The sequence below is a fragment of the Actinokineospora baliensis genome (genome assembly GCF_016907695.1).
Lineage (GTDB): Bacteria > Actinomycetota > Actinomycetes > Mycobacteriales > Pseudonocardiaceae > Actinokineospora > Actinokineospora baliensis.
The window spans coordinates 4,891,901-4,915,483 of the sequence record NZ_JAFBCK010000001.1 but is presented as its reverse complement, the minus strand read 5'-3'; the positions used below and the strand labels follow the sequence as shown (position 1 = coordinate 4,915,483).

22 protein-coding genes are annotated in these 23,583 nt (G+C 69.5%); 10 read left to right on the top strand and 12 right to left on the bottom strand.

What is annotated here, in order from left to right; genetic code table 11:
• Positions 1–167: 167 nt before the first annotated feature.
• Positions 168–326: a hypothetical protein gene (locus tag JOD54_RS22470; protein ID WP_204452838.1), complete on the bottom strand. Its 159-nt coding sequence runs from the start codon at positions 324–326 to the stop codon at positions 168–170.
• A gap of 326 nt (positions 327–652) precedes the next feature.
• Here JOD54_RS22470 and JOD54_RS22465 point away from each other — a divergent pair, with 326 nt between their 5' ends.
• Positions 653–2,128: a helix-turn-helix transcriptional regulator gene (locus tag JOD54_RS22465; RefSeq protein WP_204452836.1), complete on the top strand. Its 1,476-nt coding sequence runs from the start codon at positions 653–655 to the stop codon at positions 2,126–2,128.
• 79 nt (positions 2,129–2,207) lie between these two features.
• Here JOD54_RS22465 and JOD54_RS22460 read toward each other — a convergent pair whose 3' ends face one another.
• From JOD54_RS22460 to JOD54_RS22445, 4 genes are all read right to left on the bottom strand, one after another.
• Positions 2,208–2,903, bottom strand: coding sequence for a hypothetical protein (locus JOD54_RS22460; protein ID WP_204452834.1), 696 nt, complete (start codon positions 2,901–2,903; stop codon positions 2,208–2,210).
• Positions 2,904–2,942: 39 nt separating this feature from the next.
• On the bottom strand, positions 2,943–4,196 hold the full coding sequence (locus tag JOD54_RS22455) for a hypothetical protein (RefSeq protein ID WP_204452832.1): 1,254 nt from the start codon (positions 4,194–4,196) through the stop codon (positions 2,943–2,945).
• A gap of 106 nt (positions 4,197–4,302) precedes the next feature.
• Positions 4,303–5,382: a hypothetical protein gene (locus JOD54_RS22450; RefSeq protein WP_204452830.1), complete on the bottom strand. Its 1,080-nt coding sequence runs from the start codon at positions 5,380–5,382 to the stop codon at positions 4,303–4,305.
• A gap of 335 nt (positions 5,383–5,717) precedes the next feature.
• Positions 5,718–7,208 carry an FAD-dependent monooxygenase gene (locus JOD54_RS22445; RefSeq protein ID WP_204452828.1) on the bottom strand — a complete coding sequence of 497 codons (1,491 nt, stop codon included), beginning with the start codon at positions 7,206–7,208 and terminating at the stop codon, positions 5,718–5,720.
• 97 nt (positions 7,209–7,305) lie between these two features.
• Between JOD54_RS22445 and JOD54_RS22440 the strand changes: the two genes are divergently transcribed.
• Positions 7,306–8,019 (top strand): VOC family protein, encoded by a 714-nt coding sequence (locus JOD54_RS22440; RefSeq protein WP_204452826.1) that lies wholly within the window; start codon positions 7,306–7,308, stop codon positions 8,017–8,019.
• Positions 8,020–8,127: 108 nt separating this feature from the next.
• On the opposite strand, the gene JOD54_RS22435 is transcribed toward JOD54_RS22440, so the two are convergent.
• The 7 genes from JOD54_RS22435 to JOD54_RS22405 all read right to left on the bottom strand — a co-directional run bounded on the left by JOD54_RS22435 (position 8,128) and on the right by JOD54_RS22405 (position 14,861).
• On the bottom strand, positions 8,128–9,165 hold the full coding sequence (locus JOD54_RS22435) for a putative adhesin (RefSeq protein ID WP_204452824.1): 1,038 nt from the start codon (positions 9,163–9,165) through the stop codon (positions 8,128–8,130).
• 73 nt (positions 9,166–9,238) lie between these two features.
• Positions 9,239–9,751, bottom strand: a complete 513-nt coding sequence (locus tag JOD54_RS22430) for a ricin-type beta-trefoil lectin domain protein (protein ID WP_204452822.1) — start codon at positions 9,749–9,751, stop codon at positions 9,239–9,241.
• 486 nt (positions 9,752–10,237) lie between these two features.
• A complete protein-coding gene (locus JOD54_RS22425) occupies positions 10,238–10,636 on the bottom strand; it encodes a hypothetical protein (protein WP_204452819.1) in 399 nt (132 codons plus the stop codon).
• A complete protein-coding gene (locus JOD54_RS22420; protein WP_204452817.1) occupies positions 10,636–11,694 on the bottom strand; it encodes a hypothetical protein in 1,059 nt (352 codons plus the stop codon). Before JOD54_RS22420 ends, JOD54_RS22425 begins: the two co-directional genes overlap by 1 nt.
• Before the next feature lie 130 nt (positions 11,695–11,824).
• A complete protein-coding gene (locus tag JOD54_RS22415; protein WP_204452815.1) occupies positions 11,825–12,259 on the bottom strand; it encodes a VOC family protein in 435 nt (144 codons plus the stop codon).
• A 66-nt stretch (positions 12,260–12,325) separates the two neighbouring features.
• A complete protein-coding gene (locus JOD54_RS22410) occupies positions 12,326–14,524 on the bottom strand; it encodes an MMPL family transporter (RefSeq protein WP_204452813.1) in 2,199 nt (732 codons plus the stop codon).
• Between the two features lie 49 nt (positions 14,525–14,573).
• Positions 14,574–14,861 carry a hypothetical protein gene (locus JOD54_RS22405; protein WP_204452811.1) on the bottom strand — a complete coding sequence of 96 codons (288 nt, stop codon included), beginning with the start codon at positions 14,859–14,861 and terminating at the stop codon, positions 14,574–14,576.
• A gap of 503 nt (positions 14,862–15,364) precedes the next feature.
• Between JOD54_RS22405 and JOD54_RS22400 the strand changes: the two genes are divergently transcribed.
• From JOD54_RS22400 to JOD54_RS22365, 8 genes are all read left to right on the top strand, one after another.
• Positions 15,365–16,894, top strand: coding sequence for a cation:proton antiporter (locus tag JOD54_RS22400; RefSeq protein WP_204452809.1), 1,530 nt, complete (start codon positions 15,365–15,367; stop codon positions 16,892–16,894).
• A gap of 605 nt (positions 16,895–17,499) precedes the next feature.
• Positions 17,500–18,819 carry an AMP-binding protein gene (locus tag JOD54_RS22395; RefSeq protein ID WP_204452808.1) on the top strand — a complete coding sequence of 440 codons (1,320 nt, stop codon included), beginning with the start codon at positions 17,500–17,502 and terminating at the stop codon, positions 18,817–18,819.
• A gap of 21 nt (positions 18,820–18,840) precedes the next feature.
• The gene (locus JOD54_RS22390) at positions 18,841–19,098 is read left to right on the top strand and encodes an acyl carrier protein (protein WP_204452807.1); all 258 of its coding nucleotides are present in this window, start codon (positions 18,841–18,843) and stop codon (positions 19,096–19,098) included.
• Positions 19,098–19,484 carry an ectoine synthase gene (locus JOD54_RS22385; protein ID WP_204452806.1) on the top strand — a complete coding sequence of 129 codons (387 nt, stop codon included), beginning with the start codon at positions 19,098–19,100 and terminating at the stop codon, positions 19,482–19,484. The genes JOD54_RS22390 and JOD54_RS22385 overlap by 1 nt, the downstream gene beginning before the upstream one ends.
• Positions 19,481–20,623 carry an acyl-CoA dehydrogenase family protein gene (locus JOD54_RS22380; protein WP_307860209.1) on the top strand — a complete coding sequence of 381 codons (1,143 nt, stop codon included), beginning with the start codon at positions 19,481–19,483 and terminating at the stop codon, positions 20,621–20,623. Before JOD54_RS22385 ends, JOD54_RS22380 begins: the two co-directional genes overlap by 4 nt.
• Positions 20,620–21,294 (top strand): transglutaminase-like domain-containing protein, encoded by a 675-nt coding sequence (locus JOD54_RS22375; RefSeq protein ID WP_204452804.1) that lies wholly within the window; start codon positions 20,620–20,622, stop codon positions 21,292–21,294. The genes JOD54_RS22380 and JOD54_RS22375 overlap by 4 nt, the downstream gene beginning before the upstream one ends.
• A 12-nt stretch (positions 21,295–21,306) precedes the next feature.
• On the top strand, positions 21,307–22,668 hold the full coding sequence (locus tag JOD54_RS22370) for a TrpB-like pyridoxal phosphate-dependent enzyme (RefSeq protein WP_204452803.1): 1,362 nt from the start codon (positions 21,307–21,309) through the stop codon (positions 22,666–22,668).
• Positions 22,669–22,692: 24 nt separating this feature from the next.
• Positions 22,693–23,583 carry a DMT family transporter gene (locus JOD54_RS22365; protein ID WP_204452802.1) on the top strand — a complete coding sequence of 297 codons (891 nt, stop codon included), beginning with the start codon at positions 22,693–22,695 and terminating at the stop codon, positions 23,581–23,583.

The following is a 23,583-nucleotide window of genomic DNA, read 5'->3' as shown; positions in this document are numbered from 1 at the left end:
TCGCGATAGTGCGCGAGTGGCGGATGCGATGGAGGCCGTCGGCTGCCCGGGTTGGCCGGTTTCGAGCGTTCGGCCAACCCGGGCGGCGCTTGGCAGGTGGATCAGAGCGGCTGGACGCCCCGGCGGTCGATGTTCTTCAGGGCGTCCTCGGCGGCCGAGATGAAGCGTCAGAGGCTGTCTCGTTCGATGGTCAGTTCGAAGCCACCCAGGCGCGTCCCGAAGGTGAACTGCAGGGTGCCAGGGCTCGTGCCAGTGGCGTCATATGTAATCTCGCATCCGGCGTTGATCGTGACGTAGGCGTCGGTTGTGATCGTGGTTGACGACATGTTCGGAACCTTTCGTAGCCCTCGGTTGACGGAGGGCAGTCCAATTGATTGGTCGTCATCGAACCGGATCGTTGCTGGGTAGACCACCGTGGGAGTGCCTGAAATTGCCGCACTGTTGCCGTGTTACGGGCTGCCGCCAGCGGTTTCCTGGCGAAGATTTAACCCGGAAGGGTGAAAATTGAGATCGTGGGGAGCCAGCTGGGTGGTCACTGCGCGGACAGTGCCACTGGAAGGCCGCATCAATGACGCAAGGATGCCGCATCCGCGGCCCTGAACTGCGTTGATATCGCTCCATGGCGTTTGTGGGGTTGTGTCACACTGGTGGCATGGTGACACGGCGCACGTCGCTGATCGCGGCGCGGAAGACGGCTGGCTTCACACAGGAGAAGTTGGCCGACGCGCTCGGCGTCGCGCGAACCACGGTGCAGAGGTGGGAGTTGGGTGAATCGTCACCTCTGCCGTATCTTCGTCCGAAGTTGGCCGCCATTCTTGGCGTGTCGGCGCAGCAGTTGGGTAGCTGGCTCGATGACCATTCAGTGAGGGCCATGCGCGTAGCGCAGCCGACTGGGGTGCTCACTATGAACACGGTCGTGGAGGCCGCGCAATTCCCCGCCAACGGCCAAGGCGCGGATCAGCGGCGTATCGCTCTTCAGAATGTATATCCTGAGTTGTCCGTGGACCGCATTGCGGTTGTTTCGGGTTCATTGCGGTCATCTCGTGTCGAAGCTACGGTGGGTGCGAGCCCCAGCTACCTCGAAGGAGGGGATGACGTGGAGCGGCAGGTGTTCCTTCGTGTGCTTGCTGGTTCGGTTGCAGGCATGGCCTTCGCTGATCCCTTGGGTGAGTTCGCCGCCCGTGCGGTGAGTGGTGGCAGGCTGCTCGGCCAGGGTGATGTTGACCAGGTGCTGGGGCTCGCCCGGGCGTTCGCCGATCAGGACCATCAGTACGGCGGGCAGTTGTCTGTTCGCGCTGTGGTCACTCAGTTGGCGACCACGGCTGAGCTCACGGACAGCTCGTTCGGCAGCTCAAGGGTGCGTGGCGGTTGGTTCGCGGCTGTGGCCGACCTGGCCGATACGGCTGGGGGAGTGTGTTTCGACGCCGGCCTGCACTCGCAGGCGGAGCGGGCGTTTCGGTTCAGCGTGGGGTGTGCGACCGAGGCCGGGGACTGGGACATGCGGGCGAAGGCGCTCACCGGCTTGGCCAATCTCTCCGTTCACCTCGGCCGCGAGGATGACGCGCTGAGCTTCGCGGAGGAGGCGTTGGTGCGGGCCGATCGCCTGACTCCGATGGTGGGTGCGGTCGTGCACACCCGGCACGCCAGGGCGCTGGGGCTGTTGGGTGGGGCGCGGTCCGTTGATTGCCGGTCGGCAGTTGCCAGGGCTGAGGACTTGTTCGCCGCGGCGGCGCCTGGTGACGAACCGGCGTGGCTTGCGTACTACGACCAAGCGCACCTCGAGCGTGATGCGGGTCGAGCGATGGTGTACCTGGCGTTCAATGGCGGTGATCACGAGGAAGCACGGCACCGGTTGGAAGGGTCAATCGCCCGCTTCCCGGCAGGCTTCTCCCGTGGCAAAGCCTTGGCCAAGGCCAACCTCGCCGCCCTGGTCATGACGTGCGGCGACCCGAGGGAAGCCGTCGCGCTCGGCGAGGATGCTCTCGCCGCGGTCGGAGTCGTCCGCTCGGACCGAGTCAACGATGCGTTGAAACAACTCAGCCAAGCGTCGCGTGAGCACGCGACATTCACCGACGCTCGTGACCTGGCCGAACGAGTCGAGCGGACGCTCCAAGCGCAGGCTGTCTAATGCCTGCGGCCCACCCGCGCTCCTGCCAACCGCTCGACGGGGCGGGGTAGACCGAGCTCCTCACGGATCTCGCCTTTCCTCAGTCGAGGCAGCGGATGGAGAGCAGGAGGCGGTAGTTGCCGAAACCGGCCTGTGGGTTGCCTTGGATGTCGAGGAGGGCGAGCTCCACCCGGGCTGGTTGGGCCAGCGGGGTGGTGAGGCATTCGGGGCGGGAGTTGAGGTGCTTCTGGCCGGTGTGGTCTACCCACATGGGGTTGTCCAGGGGGTAGGTGGTGCCGATCCCGTCGGCGGTGAGGCCGTTGCGGGTGAAGACGAAGGTGGCGAGTTGGGGGTCGACCTTCGCCACCGTTCCCTCGACGAGGCTGGGGGTGGCGTCGTCGACGGGGGTGGCGATGGCGATGACCACCACGGCTACGGCGGCGGCCGCGACGAGGGTGAGGATGGGCCACAGGCGGGCGGGGGTGGGGGCAGTTGAGGGAGAAGCGGATTGCTTGAGTACGAAGGCGACCACTAGGAGGACGGCGCCCGCGGGGCCGACAACTCCAAGAGTGCTGGAGAGGGCGGCGACCGTCTTCTCGAAGGTGTTGGTGGGACTGAGAGGCAGGTGCCAGACGCCCGCTTTTTCCAGCAGGGACAGGAGCCAGGGGATGATGAGGGCGACGCAGCCCGCGGCGAAGAAGGCCCAGGCACGGGGGTCGGTTCGGAACCGGCGCGCGCTGTAGACCAAGCCCGCCAACGGGACCAGCAGGAACAGTGCCCCGATCACTGTCGCCACGTAACCGCTCTCCTTTGCCCGGCGGGTGTCGCGCGTCGCCTAGCCTGCGGCGCCCACGTGGGTCAGGCACGGGTCTATTCCGGCGAACGAGGAATGCGATTTCTCGTCGGTGTCAACGAACTTCACGTTGCCCGGCAACGTACCATACGTCGACTTGGCCAAACTCTCGGGTGCGACGGAGTCGTACTTCGAGGTGACGACGCAGGTCGTCGGGGAAATCGCTGCTGTGAGGCCGTTCTTGGTGAATCCGGCGCACGGGGCGAAGCGGGCGGCGAGGGCGTCGGCGGAGGTGGTGATGGTCACGGGTTGCGCGGGCACCGGTCCCGCGACGGCGCAGATCTCTTGGAATTGGGCGAGGGTGCTCGGCGAGATCGAGTCCGTGCCGTAGCGGCCCCACAACGCGTCCGACAGCTTGCCGATCTGCGCCAAGCCGGATCCGTCGCGCACACCCGCGGATTCGGCGGCCAGGTACTCGCCGGGCATGTAGCCGAGGTCGACGATGGCCGACGCCTGGTCGAACTGGGTCACCTCGAGCGACCTGGTGTCGATCCGGCTCCTAGTCAGCTGCGCGACCGCCGGGTACAGCGCGGCGGTCAGTTGGGATCGCGTCTGCACGAGCGTCTCGTTGTCGACACCGACCGGGAACGGGCGGATGAGGATGGACCAGTCCGGGGCGTCCTTGCCGAGGTAGGCGAGTCGGACCGCGCCCCAGGAGTGCCCGATGAACCCTTTGAGCACGCTGCCGTGCTTCTGGGCGATCGCCTTGGTCAGCCTGCCGTAGGACTCGCGGTCGAACCCCCACCCCGTTCCCCGCAGTTCACATTTGTCCACCATGGACTTGCTCGTGGCGGCGCCCCCACCGGTGCTGTTGCGGTAGGCCAAGTAGTACTCGGTCATCGCGGCGTCGCAGCCGTCCGGCAGATCCCGCGTGACCCAGGGTTCCTCGATGACCAAGAAGTTGTAGCGCTTCGACAGCTGCGGATAGGCCTCGAGGAACGGGGCGAGGCCAAGACTTCCGGACAACGCCGAGAGACCAGGTCCACCGAAGTCCAGCAAGACGGTGTCCGCGGTGGCTTTCTCCGCGGGCCGATAGGTGTACCGCCAGCTGTGGCCGTCCAGCTGGACCTCATCGCAGTGCTCGCGGGTTTTCCGCGCGCTACAAGCGGATTCTCCTTGGCTCCGAGCAGCTTCGGCGGGCGCGTCGTCGCCCTGGGCCAGCCGGATGGTGATGATCCCCGCCACCACCAGCACCAACAGGCAACTCAAGTACACCAGCGCCCGACGCGACCTCAACCGCACTCCCCCGACCACCGCTCCCCCATCCACTCCGACAACCCGAACGGGTGGGTGCCGCGTGCACGACACCCACCCGGTACTCAGCTACACCTAGCCCGCGACATCAGTTCCAGCCCGGGTCCTTCTTGACCCAACGCTCGTTCGCGTCCGGGGAGAAGAAGCACGGGTCGGCGTCGCAGATGCCGATCTCCATGTAGTTGTAGTCGGCCCACTCGACGTTCACCGTCGCGTCGACCGCGTCGTACTTGCCCGCCACGTCGACGTACATCTGGCCCTCGCGCGAGGATCCCCAGCTGTCGGCGATGTAGTTCACCGCGATGGTGTTGGAGGTGCCCTGTCCGGCCGTGACGTCCACGATGTACTCGCGGCACGTGTTGGCGGTCAGCTTCGCCGAGCCCTTGAACGGCCCCGCGGTCGCCTCGAGGGTGAACTCCTTGGGCGTGTCGCACTTGTTGATCATGTCAGCGTTGCGCGGCGCCCAGTCGACGAGCTCCTTGACCTTGCTCTCCTGGCCCTTCCACGGCCTCGACCGCACGTCGAAGTCCAGCGTCGCGACCGTGCTCCAGGCGACCGACGGCTCCGCCGGGGTCCACAGCGACCAGCGGTTGTAGACCCAGACCGGGCTCTTGTCCAGCTCCAGCACCTGGAAGCAGGACACGATCTTGTGGTCCTTCTCCGCCAGGTACTGGGGCGCGAACCACCCGGTGGAGCACCCGTGATCGCCCTCGATCAGGTTGCTGATGTTGAACGCGCTCGCGTACCCGGACCCGCCCTTGGCCTCCAGACCGCGCTTGGCCCGCGCGGGCGCGTCCTTGGGCCGGGCCATCTGCAACTCGATCGCGACGGAGTCGCCTTCGCCGCCCGCGCGCTTGTTCTGGCCGTACAGCAACGACTCCGGCGCTTTCTCGTCCTCCCAGACGAGGGTGATGTTCTTCCCCGCCTGGATCGGGTCGGGCAGTTCGGTCACGCTGACCTCACTGTCGTCGACCAGGCGCCCGTCCCGAACGGCGTCGCCGAGGTGCTCCTTGACCCGCCCGCGCTCCCGCACGTTCGCCGCCGCGAGCTGGTTGGCCTTCTTCGACGCCCGCTTGAGGTCCGCGGCACCGAACTTCTTGATGGTCACCGAATCGGCCTGCCCGGCCGCGGTCTCGGCCTGCGCCTCGACCGCCAGCAATCCCCCCATCGTCAGCGCGATGGCAGTCCCCACGGCGAGCCGCCGGACCGCCACTGTTCTTCTACGCCAATACACCAGCGATCGTCCCCTTCACAGATCGACCGCGAGGGCGAAGCCCCAGAACCAACACCACGAGAAGCCCCCACAGTCTGCATGGTTGGTGCGTTAGACACTCACCCAGCGACCATCGGGGCACAATCCGCCGTACGCGAACGACGCTAGGCCGTTCGGTTCATAGCGATCTGTGATGAGCTGCCCTACCAGCGATTCCACCGCACGGCAACGCAGGCGAACGCCGAGCGGCAGCTTCACGGCCACGAAGGTCAAGAGACCTTAATGGACAGTCACGGTCGACCGAACCAGACACCGAGAGTTCGCTCCAGTTCGTCGAAGTCGGCGGCACCGTCGAGTGGGCTGAGCCAACACACGTAGCCGTCAGGGCGGACCAGCACAGCTGCCGCCCCGAGATCGCCGAGGTCAGCCACGACCGCGGTGACGACGCGGTCCGACCACGCCGCCGCGGCCTTCGCGTGCTGGTCGTCGGTGGTGAGCAGGACGCCGTGGCCCGGGTGGAAGAGATCGCTGGCCCAGCCGGTGGTCAGCTCGATGTCGGGCAGGCGAGCGCCGAGAAGGGGGTGCTCAGGGCCTTCGAAGGCGTAGCGGATGTCCAAACCGGACACCATGCCCGCGAGATACCTGTTGGCTTCGGGGAGTTCGGCGAGTTGGGTGATCAGGCGGTGCATCGCGAGGGTCTCGGGGGTGGGGCGCGGTGGCAGGGTTTGCGCCCGGGTGTTGTCGAGGACGCGGGCGCCCACCGGGTGGCGTTCGGCGTGGTAGGTGTCGAGGAGTCCTTCGGGCGCGGTGCCGCGCACCTCGGCGGCGAGCTTCCAGCCCAGGTTCATCGCGTCCTGGATGCCGAGGTTGAGGCCCTGACCGCCCGCGGGGAAGTGGATGTGCGCCGCGTCGCCCGCCAGCAGCACCCGGCCGACCCGGTAGTTGGCGACCTGGCGGGTGGCGTTGGTGAACCGGGACGCCCAGCGCACCTCGGGGACCGCGACCTCCTCCCCGTACAGGTGCCGCAAAGCGGACAGCACATCGGCCTCGGACACCGGTGTCGACTGGACGTCGGGCGTGGCGGTCAGATCTGTGAACACCAGGCGGAAGTGACCGGGCTCGCCCATCGGGATCAGGCCGCCCACACCGCGGTCGCTGCTCTTGGCGATCGCGTCGCGAACCGATCGCAGACGGGTCGGGACCGCGGCAGGCATCTTGTCGAGGACGATGTCGGCCACGAACGAGAACACGCTCGCGTCCGTCCCGGGGAAGTCGACGCCGAGCTGCTTGCGGATCGTGCTGCGCCCACCGTCGCATCCGACCAAGTAGTCGGCGCGCACCTCCAGTTCTCCGGCCGGGGTGCGGACAACAGCGTTGACACCCGTGTCGTCCTGGGCCAGTTCGAGCACGTCGTGACCCCACTGGACCTGCACGCCCTGCTCGCCGAGCCGCTCCTCCAGCGCGCGTTCGACACCGGCCTGCGGGATGTGCACCTGGTACGGGTGCCTGGTCCCCCAGCCCTCGTACCCCAACGGCCGCCCGCCGAAGTGGCCGCCACCCCAGGTGCCCAGCGCGTATTCGCGCGTGGATTCCATCAATCCGCGCAAATCGAACACCTCGGCCGTGCGCGGCTGCAGATTCAACGCCTTCGACTGGCCGCTGCGTTCGGGCAACCGTTCCAGCACAACAACACAGACCCCGGCCAGCGCCACCTCGTTGGCCAACATCAACCCTGTCGGACCCGCACCCACAACGACGACGTCGGCGCGCACCGATTCCATGACCATTCCTTTACCCCTGCCGTTGATCCCGTGATCTCCGTCCAGAGTGCACGAAATCGAGTTGCGGGGTCTTGAGCGCGGATCCGATGATGCGGGGATGACCTCGCGCCTGCTCGCGCTGTGCTTCGACGCCGACGACCCCGCCCGGTTGGCCCGGTTCTGGGCGGACCTGCTGGGCTGGACGACGGTCGAGGACCCGAGGGGCGGGGTCGCGGTGGTTCCCGGCGACGACACAGGTTTCCTGATCCGGTTCGTGCCGGGCGCGGGGCCGAAGGTCGGGCAGAACCAGATGCACTTCGACCTGACCAGCTCCTCGCTCGACGACCAGCGGCGGCGGGTGGCCAGGGCGGTCGAGCTCGGCGGGGCGCACATCGACATCGGTCAGGGGCCGGACGAGGAGCACGTGGTGCTCGCCGACCCCGAGGGCAACGAGTTCTGCGTGATCGAGCCGGGCAACCGGTTCCTGGCCGACTGCGGGCTGATCGGGGCGGTCGCGTGCGACGGGTCGCAGGCGGTCGGGTACTTCTGGAGCGCGGCGCTGGGCTGGCCGCTGGTGTGGGACCAGGACGAGGAGACCGCGATCCGCTCCCCGCACGGCGGCCCCAAGATCACCTGGGGCGGCCCGCCACTGGACCCCAAGACCGGCAAGTACCGGCTGCACTTCGACCTGGAAGCCGACGCCGCGGAGGTCGACCGGCTCACCACCCTCGGCGCGACCCGCGTCGACATCGGCCAAGGCGACGTCGATTGGCTGGTCATGACCGACCCCGACGGGCACGAGTTCTGCGCGCTGCCGCCGAGCAGGCCCTAGAGGAAGCCCTCGACCTTCTCGACGACCGCGGCGTAGGCCTCATCGACGTCGCGGAACTGGGGGCATATCGAGGTCGACGAGGTGCTCCACCCCGCACATCTTGCCCGGTCAGGCCTTCCGCTCGGCCAGGTACTGGACCAGGGCGGGCTCACCCTGCGCGAAAGCCTTGCCCGCAGCGTCGAGTTCACCCAGCATGGCCAGCAGGCCCGGTCCGCGCAGGCCCGCGTCGAACATCTCGAGGACGTTGAAGGCGCTGGCCCAGGAGGTCATGGTCGGGTCGGCCATCCAGCGGATCTGGTCCGCCAGCTCGAGGTCGAGCCAGACGCGGACCTGGTCGTCGAACACGGCGCGGGGGAAGGCGGCGATGGCCTGGCGCTCGTCGGGCAGGAGGACGATCCCGTCACGGGCGAGGTCGCGGTGCGCGGGGTAGTCGCGCAGCAGGCGGAACCGGACGGGTTCGGGAGCGGCTTTGACCAGGTCGAGTGCTGCTGCCTTGTCGAGCGCGGCGAGGCGGGTGCGCAGGTCGAAGCAGTCCGCCCAGAACCGGATCTCGTCGTCCGAGGCGATGAGGCGGATCCGCTCGCGTTCGGTGAGCGCCTTCCACGTGACGTCCTGGGCGGCGGTCGGCTGGGGGACGAAGGCGGACACCCAGGCGAACAGCGCGTCGAACACCGAGGTGTCCCTACCGGTGGGGGTCATCAGCGCGACGGTCGGCTGCTGCGGGTGGCCGACGTGGATCCGGCAGGAGATCACCAGCAGTTCCGCCCACCCCGCGGCCTTGCCGAACACCCCGGCGCAGCGGTGGGGGCCTGCCGGAGGGCAGCCCTTGGGGTCTTCGCAGAGTCGCACCGTGGTGCGTTGGGCCGGGGTGCCGACGATGACGCGTGGCAGGTCCAGCTGGTCGGCTTGAGCGATGGCCCGTAGCTCGTAGGGCTCGAACGGCGCGTACTGGTAGTTCGGCACGGTGGTGCCCGGTGCCGCGGTGTGCATGGGCGTCCTGGGGTAGTCGCGCTTGAGCAACTCCAGGAGGTTGACCATCAGCAGCGGCGAACCCTCGTCGGTGAAGAACCGCAGCGGCAGACCTGCGGGCACGGTGACCACGTCGTTCCCGTGGTGCGATCCGTGTCCCATGATGATGCCCGCCATGCCCGCTCCCGCCATGCCCGCCCGAACCCGTCGCTGAAGATCATCGGCGGCGGGTGGGCGGACGTGACGGGGGTCAGCCGACCCTGGTGGCGAGGTAGGTCACCGGGGCGAAGGTCTCCGGGACCACGACCAGCCGCGGGTCGTAGGCGCCGTTGGGCACGACCGGCCAGCCGTTGAGGGCCGAGCTGATGGTGATCTCGAGCCTGCCGCCCCGGTTGGTGCTGTGGATCGTCCAGCGGAGGGTGCGCGGGTCGGTCGGCAGCAACAGCATCGGGCTCACCCGGACCGGCGTGGACGGCGCCGCGCCTGGCAGGACCCAGCCGCGCTGGTTGTTGCTGGCCATGATCAGGTACGTCGGACCGCTGTCGCTGGGTCCGGCGTAGGTGATCCGCCACCGCGTCGCTCTACCCGGGGCACCAAGACCGATCAGACCGTCGCGTTCGACCAGGCCCGCGCCGTCGGGGGTGCGCAGCACCCAGTACCCGCCGCTGAGGCGACTGCCCGCTTGGTCGGCCGTGGCCGCCGGGGCCGTGACGAGCCCGGTCGCGAACACGAGGGCGAGCACCACCACTGTCCACTTCTTCATCCTGTGACCTCCTCGGTCGGGCCCGACCCCTCGTGGGCCGAGCTCCGAGGCGAGCATTCACCGGTTCGGGCCTGGACAAGCCTTCTCGCCGCGCCGACCACCCGATCGAGACCCCGCAGCGGGTTCCCACTGTCCACAGTGGAATCCGTTCGCACGAAAGGGGGATGCGGTGCACGCTGCGTGGTCATGCGACGGGAGTTCGAGCACGATCCGCGGGGCGAATCACTGACCCGGGTGTGGCGGGCGGCCGGTCGAGACGTGACGAACGCCTAGAACTCGGAGGGCGAGTGGGCTTCGTCGGCGGGGACGCCGCAGTTGAGTGGCCGAGGAAGCCGCGCGCGGACAAGCCGCGGTACAGCAGGTGCCGCTCGCGGTTCGCGAAGGCAGGGAGCGAGGAACGTGAAGCGCGGCATGACGGCCTCGGTGCTGCAGGCAGTGGCGAGGCCCGCGCTCGCGGGCAGCTTGCGGCAGCGGGGACGCGGCGCGCTAGGTGATGGTGAGGGTGAGGAGGTTGGAGGTGAGGGCGCCCAGCCGCCATTGGATGGTGTGGGGGCCGGGGGTGGTGAAGGTGTAGGTGGTGATCTCGTAGTTGGTGTCGAAGGCCGGGGAGGGGATCACGCGGCCGTCGTAGAGGGGTGGGACGAGGGGGTCTTCCCCGGGGGGTGGGGTGACGAGGGTGTCGTCCACCCATTCGCCGTGGACGGGTTTGGGGCCCATGACGTGGAGGGTGTGGCCGGGGGTCAGGGCTTCCACGGCGTGGGCCACGTGGATGGGGGTGTCGACCCGGTACTCGGTGTGGGGGGTGGCGATGCTGATCCGCCAGCCGTCGGTGGTGGGGCCTTTGGCGGGCCAGTCCGGGTAGGTGGCGGCCAAGTCGTGGGGCATCAGACGTCCTGGCGGAGGGAGATGGCGGCGGTACCCGCGGCGGAGGTGAAGCCGCGTGCGGTGGTGGCGGCGCCGTTCTTGCTGGTCTCGATCTCGAAGCCGCCGCCGGACTTGGCGCGCACGTCGCGGGTCACCCGCATGCCGGAGTTCGCCATGGGGACGTCGGTGGCGCCGGTGCGCTTCTCGTTGAAGGTGGACACCTGGTCGGCGACGAGGTGGCCCACGCCGGTCAGCGCCGAGGTGGCGATGGCGTGCGTGTCGGTGGTCAGCTGGTGCCCCGGCAGGTAACCGGAGTTGGTCCCCCGGTTGATCCCGGCGAAGCAGCCGGTGCCGCCGGAGTACTGCACCTGCTCGGAGATCTCCGTCTCGGCCAGGTCGGCGAGCCCGCCTCCCCCGTCCGACGACCAGCCGTCCTGGACCTCGATGCCGCGCCGAGCGCCGGTCACCGGGCCGATCAGCGTGTCGGTCCAGTCGGTGGGGACCGCGCACACCGCGAACGGCGCCGACTGGGCGACCACCCGCCGACCCAGCGTGGCGGTGACCCGCAGTTGCGCGCCCTGGCCGACAGCGGTCTGGTCGGTGCCCGCGACGGTCACCGTGCCGCTGGCCTGGACCTGGGCGGTGGCGCCGCCGTTGACCGTCGCGACCCCGCCCGCGCCGACGTTGGCGACGCTGAGCGTGATCGGGGCCATCGGGGTGTGCCAGTTGGCCACGGTGAACGCCAATGGCACCGACCGCCCCGGCGCGATCCGGTCCACCATCCCCGCCGGGGTCGACGCGCTGCGCACCTGCCCACCGAACGCCACGGTCACGTCCTCGGGACTGTCCCGCTGCACCGTCGGCGTGGCCGGTGCGCCCGACCGGTTGTCCACCAATTCCCCACCCTCGACCCCACCGCCGACGGCACGGGCGTCGAGCAACCGGCTCGTCGCCCGGTTGCCCGCGGTCCGCTGCAGCATCAGGGCGGCCTTCAGGTCCGGCCGCAGGTTCTCCCGGGCCTGGACCGCCGGGCGCGCACCGCGCGGCTCGTCATGCGTGGTGTCGAGTGTTCTGGGCATCGCACTCTCCCTACGCCGAGCCCCGACTCCCCCCAGTGTCGCCGAAGACCCCCACTCCGGCTTGCCTCGACGGGTGCCCGCGCGGGCGGTACTGCCGTCCCCTTCGGGCAGTACCGCCCACGCGACCGGATCAGCGCACCGCTCGGTGGCACACCGCCTCAAGGCTGATGTCGTACGGGTCGAGCACGAACGCCCCGAAGTAGTCGTCGTGGTACTCGGGGTGGACGGCGGGCTCGTGCACCGGTGTCGCCCCCGCGGTCAGCGCGGCGCGGTAGAAGACCTCGACGTCGTCACGGGTGTCGACCGTGAACGCCAGGTGCATGCCGGTGCCTACCGTGCCGTTGTCCACCAGCCAGAAGTAGGGCTTGCGATCGGGCCAGCCGAAGCCGGTCATGGCGAGTTGTCCCTGCGTGTGGCCCGCTGGGATCTCCAGCATCTTGGTGATCCCGATGGCGGCGAGCACCGGCTCGTAGAAGGCCACCGCGGACTTGAGGTCGGGCACCGCGATGTTCAGGTGGTCGATGCGGGAGCCGGAATGGTCGACGGGCTCTTCAGCGTGCGTCATGAACCGACCCTCCCGCGGGTTGCGGACAACCAGTGTCCGCATGAAGCCAGCGGAAACCGGCAGAGTTCAGCGGATGTGGCTGCTGGTGGACTCGCGGGTTGGGGTGGGCGTGGGTTCGGTGGCGGACTGGGCTGGGACGTCGCGCTCCAAGGCGGCGCCTTCCACGTCGAGTTCGGGGAGCCAGCGCAGCCAGGTGGGCAGGGCCCAGGCGCTGTGGCCGAGCAGGGCCAGGGCGGCGGGGACGGCGATCATGCGGACGATGATGGCGTCGAAGAGGATGCCCATGGCCAGGGCGAAGCCGATGGGTTTGATGGTCGCGTCGCCTTCGGGGACGAAGCCCGCGAAGACGGCGAACATGATGGTGGCCGCGGCGACCACGACGGGGGCGGATTGGCCGAAGCCGGTGGTGACGGCGCGGCGGGGTTCCATGCCGTGGGCGTAGGCCTCGTGCATGCGCGACACCAGGAAGACCTGGTAGTCCATGGCGAGTCCGAAGAGGATCCCGACGATGATGATGGGGGACAACGACATCAGCGGGCCGGTGGAGTTGCTGTTGACCACGGCCGAGAGCCAGCCCCACTGGAACACCGCGGTCGTCGCGCCCAGCACAGCGCCGATCGTCAGCAGGAAGCCGAGCACGCCGACCACCGGCACCAGGATCGAGCGGAACACCAGGATCAGCAGGATGAACGCCAACCCGACGACCAGCGCCAGGTACAGCGGCAGCGCTTCGTCGAGCTTGTGCGAGATGTCGATGCTCACCGCCGTGGTGCCGGTGACGTAGACGCGGGCGCCGTCGGTGTCGGGAATCGTGTCGCGCAGTGCTCGGACCAGCGTGTTGGTCTCGGCGGAGTCGGGGCCGGACGCCGGGATCACGGTGATCAGCGCGGCGGTGTTGCCCGGGTTGGGCCGCGGTGGGGCGACCACGGCGACATCGGCTTGGGCGGCGATCTGGTCGCGGATGGCGGGCGCTCGGGTGACCGCGTCCGGCCCGTCGACCAGCACCAGCAGGGGCGCGCTGAACCCGGGCCCGAACCCGGCCTCGATCAGCCGCTCGGCGTTGGCCTCGGTGCTGCCACGGTCGGGGTGCTGCACCAGCGAGGTCTTCAGCGACAGCACGGGAATCGCGATGACCAGCAGCGCCACCACCGCGGCCACCAGCGTCAGCCACGGGTGCCGGGTGACACCGCTGGCCCAGCGGCGGTAGAAACCGTGATCGACGTGCACCGGCGAGCCCTCTTCGCGGGAGCGGCGCGGCAGGGCCTTGCGACCGATGAACCCGAGGATCGCGGGCACCAGCGTCACCGCGATCAGCACGGCGACGACGATCGTGCCCGCGGCGGCCAGGCCCATCTCGGTGAGGAACGGGATACCCGCGACCGACAACCCTGCCAGCGCGATCACCACCGTCAGCCCGGCCGTGACCACCGCGGAGCCCGCCGTGCCGACGGCCATCGCCGCCGACTCCTCCACCGAGCGGCCCGCCAACAACTCATGTCGGAACCGGGTCACGATGAACAGCGCGTAGTCGATGCCGACCGCCAGGCCCAGCATCACCGCCAGCACCGGGGTGGTCGACTGCAGGTCCACGAACCCGGTCAGCGTGATGATGCCCATCGCCCCGATGCCGACCCCGACGACCGAGGTCAACAGGTTCATCCCGGCGCTGACCAGCGAGCCGTAGGTCACCGCCAGCACCACCAGCGCGACGATGACACCGATCGCCTCGGCGGGACCGCCTGGCTGGCCGGATGCCTGCAACACGTCACCGCGGACCTCGACCACCAGCCCGTCCACCCTGGCCGCCGCGACCGCCTCCCGCAGCGCGGTCCGCTGGTCCTCGGTCACCGCGGGCGCCTCTTCCGCGTAGGACACCGTGGCGTAGCCGATCCGCTTGTCCGCCGACACGACCGGGTTTGCCGGGTCCACCGGATTGCTGACGGCGACGACACCCGGTAGCCGCTTCAGCTGGGCGACCACCCCGCTGACCCGCTCGGCGACCTCGGTCTCCAGCAGCGTGCTCCCGGCGGGCGCCTCCATCACCACCTGCGCGGACCCACCGCCGGACGCGGCGCCGAAGCGCTCCCCCATCAGCTCCAGCGCCGTCGTGGACTCCTGCCCCGGGATCCGGAAGGTCGTCACCGTTTCCCCCGACAGGGTCACCGCGCCCACCCCGGAGGCCACGAACACGAACAGCCACACCAGCGCCACGAGCACGCGGCGCCGCACAGAGGACAACCCGAGCCGGTAGAGCAACACCGCCATGACAGCCACCCGCGCCTTCGCCCGCGCGGCGACGCCTACCTCGGCACGGTCACCGCGCTCGATCCGCCCGGCCGAGCCGGGTCCACAGTGGTCGGTCTCCAGCGTTGCCCGAGAACGCCGGGCGCGCGAAATGAGAACCCTGTTCGGGTGACGGCGGGGGGAGGACAACCTCGGGGTGGAGCACGGCCTGCGCGGTGAGCCCGTCGAGCAAGTGCGCGACGGTCGAGGTCGGGTCGGCGGAGTGCAGCCGCCGCATGTGCGAGCCGAAGCGCCGCCCGACCCGAGGGCCTGCCCGGCCCTCGGCGACGACGACCTTCGGCACGTGCTCGATCGGCACGAGGTGGTGGCTCGCCGGTCGCGCCGCGCGCCAGCAGCGTGCGGGAACGTGCGGTTCCCCGCTCGGCGCCGTGCTAGTCCCGCGCGGGCTGGTCAGCGGCACCCCGCTCGCCGGGGACCGGCGGCGGCGGTGATCACCGGCGGCGGAGAGCAGCCGCTGCACGTGCGCGTCGACCCGATGGCACGCTCGGTTCTCCTCGGCGGCGGTGCGCAGGGTGGCGCCGGCGCGACCGCGTCCGCTCCAGGGGCAGGAACTCGGCGGAAAGGTCCTCCCGCATTCCTCCGCTCGGGGTCGCGGGGAGAGCAGCCGCTGCACGTGCGCACCGACCGATGGCCTGCTCGACCTCCTCGGCGACTGTGCGCAGGGTGGCGCCCGCGCGCCGCACGGCCCGGACCACCGCGTCGCTGATGGCCGCGGGGAAACGGCCGTGGGACCGGCTGCTGCGGCGGTGATCACCGGCGGGCGCCGGTGCGACCGGGGGTGGCCGCACCTAGAGTGGCCGCGTGAATGGCGTTCAGCTGCTGCTCATCATCGGAATCGGCATCGCGGTCACCGCGGTCGCCCGCAAGAAGAGCGTCGAGCCCGGCTGGCTGATCGTCGTGCTCGCCGCCGGTGCTTCGTTCATCCCGGGGGTGCCCCGGCTGGAGCTCGACAGCGAGCTGATCCTCGCACTGGTGATCCCGCCGCTGCTGTACTCGGCGACCAGGGGTGCCTCGATGTCGGGGTTCGGGGCGAACCTGCGGGCGATCATCTACCTCGGCGTCATCACCGTGGTGCTGACCGCGGGCGTGCTGGGCTGGCTGGCCTCGCTGCTGCTGCCCTCGATCGGGGTGGCGGCGGCGTTCGTGCTCGGCTCCGTGCTCGCGCCGCCGGACACGATCACCACGGTGTCGCACGGCGAGCGGATCGGCATGCCGAAGCGGGTCACCTCGATCCTGACCGGGGAGAGCCTGGTCAACGACGCGACCGCGCTGACCCTGTTCACCATCGCGGTGGCCGCGGTCAACGGCGCGCACGCGACCTGGCTGGGCGGCGTCGGCGAGTTCTTCCGCACCGCCGGGATCGGCATGGCCATCGGCGCGGGCTTCGCGGTGGTCGGCCTGGTGATCCGCAAGCGGCTGGGCAACCCGACGCTGGAGACGGCGCTGGTGATGCTGCTGCCGTTCACCGCGTTCCTGACCGCCGAGCAGGCGCACGCCTCGGGGATCCTCGCCGTGGTGACCGCCGCGTTCTCGATGAGCGTCAACCTCGCCCTCGACCCCAAGCACCAGTACCCGGGCGGGTACCGGACCCGGCTGCAGGAGGAGAGCGTCTGGCAGGTGATGGACTTCCTACTGGAGACCTTCGTGTTCGCCTACATCGGTCTGCAGCTGCGGTTCGTCCTGCACGACCTCGACGAGGCCGACGACAGCGCGGTGGTGCGGACCCTCATCGCCGCCGGGGTGCTGCTGGTGGCGGCGGTGGTGTTCCGGTTCGTCGCCGTGTTCGGCCTGTTCGGCCGGTGGACCGCGCACTACCGCAGCATCCAGCGGCGGGCCTCCCGCGATCCCCGCTTCCTGCCCGGCCGCGACCGCCGCCGCCGGGGCGAGCCGGTGGCGCCGCCGACGGCCAAGGAGACCGCCTTGGTCAGCTGGACCGGCATGCGCGGCATCCTCACCCTGGCCGCCGCGGCGGGCGTCCCCGAGTTCACCTCGTCCGGGGAGCCGTTCCCCGGCCGCAACGAGATCCAGGCGATCGCGCTGATCGTCACCCTGGGCACGCTGCTGCTGCAGGGCACGACCGTGGGCTGGCTGGCCCGCAAGCTCGATTTCGACCTGACCGCCGAGCGCGCCGAATACGCCAGGATGCGCGCCCACGGCAGGCAACTCGCCCGAGGCGCGGACGACCCCAACGCCGACCCCGACGCCTCCTTCGAGGCCCAGCGCCTGGCCATCGGCAAGGCCGTCATGCAACGGCAACTCACCGAGGACGTCGCCAGGGACCTCATCGAGGAGATCGACCTGAGGCAGGCCGCCCACCACATCGGCCGCTAGAAAACGCCCAGGGCGCGTTTCCGATGCGCGAATGCCGACCGGGCGGGCATCATACGTTGTCCGTAGTCGGTCCGCTCGCCGAGCCGATCGGCGCGTGGCGTTCGGCCGAGTGGCGGTCACCTCGGCCGCGGGTGTGTGCACTGCTCTGTCCACTGTGGCCCTGTGATCCACTCCGGGCGCGGCGGGGGCCGAAAGCCGCCAGATCCGGCAGGCGTGCGGCGTCCGATTGGCACGTCCACGCTGGACAGTCCGGATGCCAAGACCGCCCAGCCGGTGGACCGCCTACACCACATCTGCGCATTCGTATAGCGGCAAAGCGAACCAACGCGTTAACAGCGGTTCGGGAATTCAATAGTGAACACGACACAGGTCCTCATTCCCATTGCGCGAACCGGGTGGCCTGACTGGCACATTCGGAGCAACCACCGCTAGCCCGAGGTAGTTCAATCTGGGATCGGACGCCCGAGTCCGTCACCCGTTCGGCGGTTTGCGTGGCCCGACCGGTCGTCGCTAGCGTCTCGGAAAGGCAGAATGCATATCAATCGGGGGCCTTTATGGGGGACCATTTATCCGGTCTCATCGACAGTGGCGCCAAAGGAACATCGTTGTCGTTCAATGGCGCCGATGTGTCCTATCGCGAGCTGCGCGCGCTGGTCGAGGACGCGCTGCGGGTGCTCGACGGGCTGACCGCGGGGCGGCCGGTGGGGCTGCACGTGCGCAAGTCCCCGGAGTCGGTCGCGCTGGTGCTGGCCTGCTGGGCGCAGCGGCGGCCGTTCCTGCTGCCACCGTCGGACCTGGGCACCGACGCGCGGGCCGCGCTCTACCGGCAGGCCGGGTGCGGGCACGTCGTGCACGCGGACCTGACCACGGTGGACACCGGCGAGCCCGCCGACGAGGTGCCCGACCTCGGGGGCATCGGGCCGATGCTGACCACCTCCGGGTCGACCGGGCTGCCGAAGGTCGTCCCGCTGCCGCACGACGCCGTCGACCGGTTCACCGACTGGGCGGCCGGGGCGTTCGACATCACCGGCGGCAGCACGGTGTTCAACTACGCCCCGCTGAACTTCGACCTGTGCCTGCTCGACATCTGGACCACCCTGCGCCGGGGCGGTCAGGTCGTGCTGGCCGACCAGGAACGCGCGCTCGACGCCCGCTACCTGCTGCGCGCGTTCACCCACGCGCCGGTCGAGGTCGTGCAGGCGGTGCCGCTGTTCTACCGCAGGTTGCTCGAGGTCGCCGACGGCCCGTTCCCCTCGGTCCGCGAGCTGGTGCACACCGGCGACGCGATGCCGCCTGAGCTGCTGGCCCGGTTGCCCGAGCTGTTCCCGAAAGCCCGGATCCGCAACGTGTACGGCTGCACCGAGACCAACGACAGCCTCATCCACGACTCCGACCCGACCAGCCAGGACCCGGTGCCGATCGGCCGCCCGATCGACGGGGTCGAGGTCCGGGTGGACGGCGCGGAACTGCTGGTGCGCACCCCGTTCCAAGCCGGTCGCTACCTCGACACCGCGATCACCGACCGGTGGGTTGAGCTCGACGGCCACACCTGGCTGCGCACCGGGGACCTGGTGCGCCGAGACGCCGACGGGGTGTTCCACCTCGACGGCCGCGCCGACCACCAGGTGAAGGTGCGCGGCGTTCGGACCAACCCGCGGCAGGTGGAGGCGGCGCTGCAGTCGCACCCCGAGGTCGCCGAGGTCGTCGTGCTCGCCCTGCCCGACGACGAGGCGGGGTACCGGTTGCACGCGCTGGTCCGCGCGGTCGACGGCACCCGCCCCAACAGCCTCTCCCTGCGTTCGCACTGCGCGCGGTTGCTGCCGCGCACCGCCGTCCCGTCCTCGTTGGAGCTCGCCACCGAGGAGTTCCCGCGCACGTCGACCGGCAAGGTCGACCGCACGAAGCTGCTTGCCGACCGGGTCTAGCACGGAAGGGGTCACCACCCGATGTCCCGCATCGATGAGATCACCCGCCACGTCGTGGCCGAGTTCGCCCCCGACATCCGGGCCGACGAGCTCGACGCCGACTACGACCTGCTGGCCAACGGGGTCGTCGACAGCCTCGGCCTGCTGCGGCTGATCGGCTGGCTCGGCGAGCGCTTCGACCTGCCCGTGGAGGACTTCGACCTGGCGCCGGAGCAGTTCCGCTCGGTGCGCGCCATCGACGCCTTCGTTGAGTCCGCACTCGTGAAAGGGCCAGCCTGATGATCGTCCGCAGCCGTTCAGAGGTAGCGTGCGTCGACTGGGGTAACGGTCTGAGCTACCGGTTCCTGTTGCGCCCGGACAACATGGGGTTCTCCGTCGCGCACACCACCGTGCGCGCGGGCACCAAGTCCCGGCTGCAGTACCGCCAGCACCTGGAGGCGTGCTACTGCATCGCCGGGTCCGGCGAGATCCAGACCCCGGACGGGATCACCCACCGGCTCGAACCCGGGGTGCTCTACGCCCTCGACGAGCACGACGCGCACTTCCTGATCGCCGGACCCGACCAGGACCTGGAACTGGTCAGCATCTTCACCCCGGCGCTGCGCGGCGACGAGCGGCACAACCTCGACGCCGACGGGTTCTCCCACTACGAGTGCTCCCCGTGATCAACTGGACCGACGAGCAGCGGACCCTGCGCGCCGCGGCGGCCGACTTGGGCGCCGCGGTGGGCAAGGACCACCTCGAGCGCGACCCGACCGGCGAGTTCTCCCGCACCGGCTGGACCCTGGTGCGCGAATCCGGGCTGCTCGGCATGCCCTTCGGCACCGAGTACGGCGGCCTCGGCGCGGACCTGCTGACCACGATGTACGTGCTGGAGGGCCTCGGCGAGAGCTGCCGCGACGGCGGGTTCCCGTTCTCGGTCACCACGCACGTGGTGAGCACCGGGATCCCGTTGCAGCGCTTCGGTTCCGCCGAGCTCAAGCAGCGGTACCTGCCGGGGGTGTGCGCGGGGTCGGCGATCGGCGCGCACGCCATCAGCGAGCCGGACGCCGGTTCGGACATGATGGCGATGCGGACCACCGCGGTGCTCGACGGTGATCACTACGTGCTCAACGGCTCGAAGTCCTTCGTCAGCAACGGCCCCATCGCCGACACGTTCATGGTGTACGCGCGCACCGGGACGCCAGGCGCGCCGGACGCGATCACCACGTTCCTGGTGGAGCGCGACTCCCCCGGCCTGCACGTCGGCTCGCCGATGAGCAAGATGGGGCTGCGGACCTCGCCGCTGAGCGAGCTGTTCCTCGACGGCGTCCGGGTTCCGGCGACCAACGCGGTCGGCAGGCCGGGCGCGGGGTTCCTGGTGCTCGACCACGTGATGAAGTGGGAGATCCTGCTGTCGTTCGTGGTGAACCTGGGCGAGATGGAGCACCGGCTGCGCGAGTGCGTGCGCCACGCCCGCTCCCGCAAGCAGTTCGGCCAGCCGATCGGGTCGTTCCAGGCGGTGTCGACCAAGCTGGTTGACATGCGGATCGGGGTGGAGACCTCGCGCAAATGGCTCTACGACACGGCGGAGAAGCTGGTGGCGCGCAAGAACGTCACCACGGACATCGCGATCACCAAGCTGGTGGTCAGCGAAGCGAACCTGGCCTCGGCGCTGGCCGCGGTCCAGGTGTTCGGCGGGTACGGGTACATGACCGAGTACGGCGTGGAGAAGGACGTGCGCAACGCGGTCGCCGGGACGATCTACTCGGGCACCACGGAGATCCAGCGACAGCGGATCGCCGCGATGATGGGACTGGGATGAGCACTGAGAACCTGGCAGAGTTGACGGCTGAGACCGAGTTCCTCGACTACCGATCGGACACCGTCCAGGAGTTCATAGCCAAGGCGCTGCCTGAGCCGGACGGCCTCAGCGACACCGAGAAGGCCGTCAAGCTCTACTACGCGGTGCGCGACGGCATCAACTACGAGGTTTACGGCAGCCGGATGACCCGGGCCGAGTTCACCGCCAGCGCGATCATCAAGCACAAGCGGGGATTCTGCGTGCACAAGTCCATTGTGTACGCTGCGGCGGTGCGCGCGGTCGGCGTGCCGAGCCGGATCGTCTACGGGGACGTGCGCAACCACCTGTCCTCCCCCCGGCTGCGCGAGCTGGTCGGTGGCGACGTGTTCTGCTTCCACAGCCTCACCTCCGTGCACCTCGACGGCCGCTGGGTCAAGGCGACCCCGGTGTTCAACAAGCTGCTGTGCAAGCTCTACAAGATCGCGCCGCTCGAGTTCGACGGCACGGCCGACAGCCTGTACCACCCCTACGACGAGAACGGCCGCAGGCACATGGAGTTCCTGCGGATGCGCGGCGAGTTCGACGACTTCCCGTACGAGACCGTGGTGTCCGGCATCCGCGCCGCGCACCCGAAGCTGTTCCGATCCGACGACGAGCTGGCCGAGGGGTCCCTCACCGGCGAGGCCAGCTAGGAGCGCCTGAGCATGGACAACATCAAGTACGAGCTGACCGAGTCCGACATCCCGCACACCTGGTACAACCCGGCTGTGGACGTCGGCGGGATCGCCCCGATCCTGGACCCGGCGACCCGGGAACCGGTCGGCCTCGACGCCCTCGCCCGCTCGATGCCGCCCGCGCTGGTCGAGCAGGAACTCAGCATGGAGCCGGAGTTCGAGATCCCGGAACCGGTCCGCCAGCTCTACGCGCAGTGGCGGTCGACGCCGCTGTTCCGCGCGCGGCGCCTGGAGAAGGCCCTCGACACCCCCGCCCGGATCTACTACAAGTTCGAGGGCGTCGCGCCGACGGGGAGTTTCAAGCCGAACACCGCGCTCGCGCAGGCGTACTACAACAAGCTGGCGGGCAAGACCGGTCTGGTCGGCGAGACCGGCGCGGGCCAGTGGGGCAGCGCGGTCGCGTTGGCGGGTGCGCTGTTCGACATGAAGACCAAGGTGTTCATGGTGCGGGTCAGCTTCGAGCAGAAGCCCTACCGCCGCACGCTGATGGAGACCTACGGTTCGGTCTGCACCGCCTCGCCCAGCACGGAGACCGAGTCCGGCCGGGCGGTGCTCGCCGAGCACCCCGAGCACCCGGGCAGCCTGGGGGTGGCCAAGTCCGAGGCGTTGCAGTTCGCGATGGCCAACCCCGAGTACGGCTACACCCGCGGCAGCGGCCTCAACCACGTCTGCGCGCACCAGAGCGTCATCGGGCAGGAGGCGGTCAAGCAGTTCGCCCTGGCCGACGACTACCCGGACATCGTGGTCGGCGCCGCGGGCGGCGGCAGCAACCTGGCCGGGCTGGCGTTCCCGTTCCTGCGCAACAAGCTCGCCAGTGGGCGGGATGTCCGGTTGATCGCGGTCGAGCCCGCGGCCTGTCCGACGCTGACCCGGGGTCGGATCGCCTACGACCACGCCGACTCGGCCGGGCTGACCCCGCTGTTCCGGATGCACACCCTCGGGCACAAGTTCATCCCGCCCGCCGTGCACGCCGGTGGGCTGCGCGCGCACAACATCGCGCAGGTGGTGAGCCGGGCGGTCGAGACGGGTCTTATGGAGGCGATCGCCGTCCGCCAGAATGACTGCTTCGAGGCGGGCGTGCTGTTCGCGCGGGCCGAGGGCATCGTGCCCGCCCCGGAGTCCACGCACGCCATCCGCGGCGCGGTCAACGAGGCGCTGCGCTGCCGGGAGGAGGGGGTCGGCAAGACCATCCTGCTCGGCCTGTCCGGCCACGGTGACTTCGACCTCGTCGCCTACCAGAAGTACCTGGCGGGGACGCTGTCGGACGACGCGCTCAGCGACGAAGCGCTGCGCGCGGGCCTGGACAGCATCCCCTCCCCCGTTCTCGTCTGATCCCGTAGGGAAACCGCGTAACCCATGAGTCGAGTGAACGTCGCCCTGTTCATCCTGTTGGCCTTCATCTGGGGCGCCAGCTACACGTTCATCAAGATCGCCGTCGACGGCCTGACCCCGGCGCAGCTGGTGCTGGGCCGGGTGCTGCTCGGCGCGATCGTGCTGTTCGCGGTGCTGACCGCCACCAAGGGCCGATTGCCCAGGAACGCGGCGGTGTGGGGGCACACCGTGGTCACCGCGATACTCGGCATGGTCGCCCCGTTCCTGCTGTTGGCCTGGGGTGAGCAGCGCACCAGCGCGGCGATGGCCGGTGTGCTGATCGCCGCGACACCGCTGCTCACCCTGGCCGCGGTGACCGCCGCGCTGCCCGCCGAACGCGCGACCTGGCGCAAGGGCGTCGGTTTCGTGCTCGGGTTCGTGGGTGTGGTCATCGTGATCGGTCCGTGGTCGACCTCGGCGGGTTCGCTGGCCGGTCAGCTCGCGGTGCTGGGCGCGGCGCTGTGCTACGCGCTGCAGACGGTGTACGTGAAGAAGATGTTGGCGTCCAAGGGTGTGCCGCCGCTGGTGTCGGCCACCACCCAGGTGATCACCGCGACCGTGCTGCAGGCGATCGTGACGCCGTTCTTCCCGTGGAAGACGCCGCACTTCAGCGCCGGGGTGATCATCAGCATCCTGCTGCTCGGCGTCGTCGGCACCGGCCTGGCGTACCTGATCTACTTCCGGCTCATCGGCGACATGGGCGCGGCCAACGCCTCCGCGGTGAACTACCTGGTGCCGATCACCGCGGTGCTGGTCAGCCTGATCACCCTCGGCGAGCACATCACCTGGAACATGATCGTCGGCACGCTGGTGGTGCTGGCCGCCTTGGCCTTCGCCGAGAACCGGTTGCCCGCGCTGGCCCCGGCGAGGACCTGA

Excerpts from the sequence above, each read along its gene's own strand:
- JOD54_RS22470 (WP_204452838.1), bottom strand. The coding sequence starts at position 326 with ATGTCGTCAACCACGATCACAACCGACGCCTACGTCACGATCAACGCC.
- JOD54_RS22465 (WP_204452836.1), top strand. The coding sequence starts at position 653 with ATGGTGACACGGCGCACGTCGCTGATCGCGGCGCGGAAGACGGCTGGC.
- JOD54_RS22450 (WP_204452830.1), bottom strand. The coding sequence starts at position 5,382 with ATGGGGGGATTGCTGGCGGTCGAGGCGCAGGCCGAGACCGCGGCCGGG.
- JOD54_RS22445 (WP_204452828.1), bottom strand. The coding sequence starts at position 7,208 with ATGGAATCGGTGCGCGCCGACGTCGTCGTTGTGGGTGCGGGTCCGACA.
- JOD54_RS22440 (WP_204452826.1), top strand. The coding sequence starts at position 7,306 with ATGACCTCGCGCCTGCTCGCGCTGTGCTTCGACGCCGACGACCCCGCC.
- JOD54_RS22435 (WP_204452824.1), bottom strand. The coding sequence starts at position 9,165 with ATGGCGGGCATCATCATGGGACACGGATCGCACCACGGGAACGACGTG.
- JOD54_RS22430 (WP_204452822.1), bottom strand. The coding sequence starts at position 9,751 with ATGAAGAAGTGGACAGTGGTGGTGCTCGCCCTCGTGTTCGCGACCGGG.
- JOD54_RS22425 (WP_204452819.1), bottom strand. The coding sequence starts at position 10,636 with ATGCCCCACGACTTGGCCGCCACCTACCCGGACTGGCCCGCCAAAGGC.
- JOD54_RS22420 (WP_204452817.1), bottom strand. The coding sequence starts at position 11,694 with ATGCCCAGAACACTCGACACCACGCATGACGAGCCGCGCGGTGCGCGC.
- JOD54_RS22415 (WP_204452815.1), bottom strand. The coding sequence starts at position 12,259 with ATGACGCACGCTGAAGAGCCCGTCGACCATTCCGGCTCCCGCATCGAC.
- JOD54_RS22410 (WP_204452813.1), bottom strand. The coding sequence starts at position 14,524 with ATGGCGGTGTTGCTCTACCGGCTCGGGTTGTCCTCTGTGCGGCGCCGC.
- JOD54_RS22390 (WP_204452807.1), top strand. The coding sequence starts at position 18,841 with ATGTCCCGCATCGATGAGATCACCCGCCACGTCGTGGCCGAGTTCGCC.
- JOD54_RS22385 (WP_204452806.1), top strand. The coding sequence starts at position 19,098 with ATGATCGTCCGCAGCCGTTCAGAGGTAGCGTGCGTCGACTGGGGTAAC.
- JOD54_RS22375 (WP_204452804.1), top strand. The coding sequence starts at position 20,620 with ATGAGCACTGAGAACCTGGCAGAGTTGACGGCTGAGACCGAGTTCCTC.
- JOD54_RS22370 (WP_204452803.1), top strand. The coding sequence starts at position 21,307 with ATGGACAACATCAAGTACGAGCTGACCGAGTCCGACATCCCGCACACC.
- JOD54_RS22365 (WP_204452802.1), top strand. The coding sequence starts at position 22,693 with ATGAGTCGAGTGAACGTCGCCCTGTTCATCCTGTTGGCCTTCATCTGG.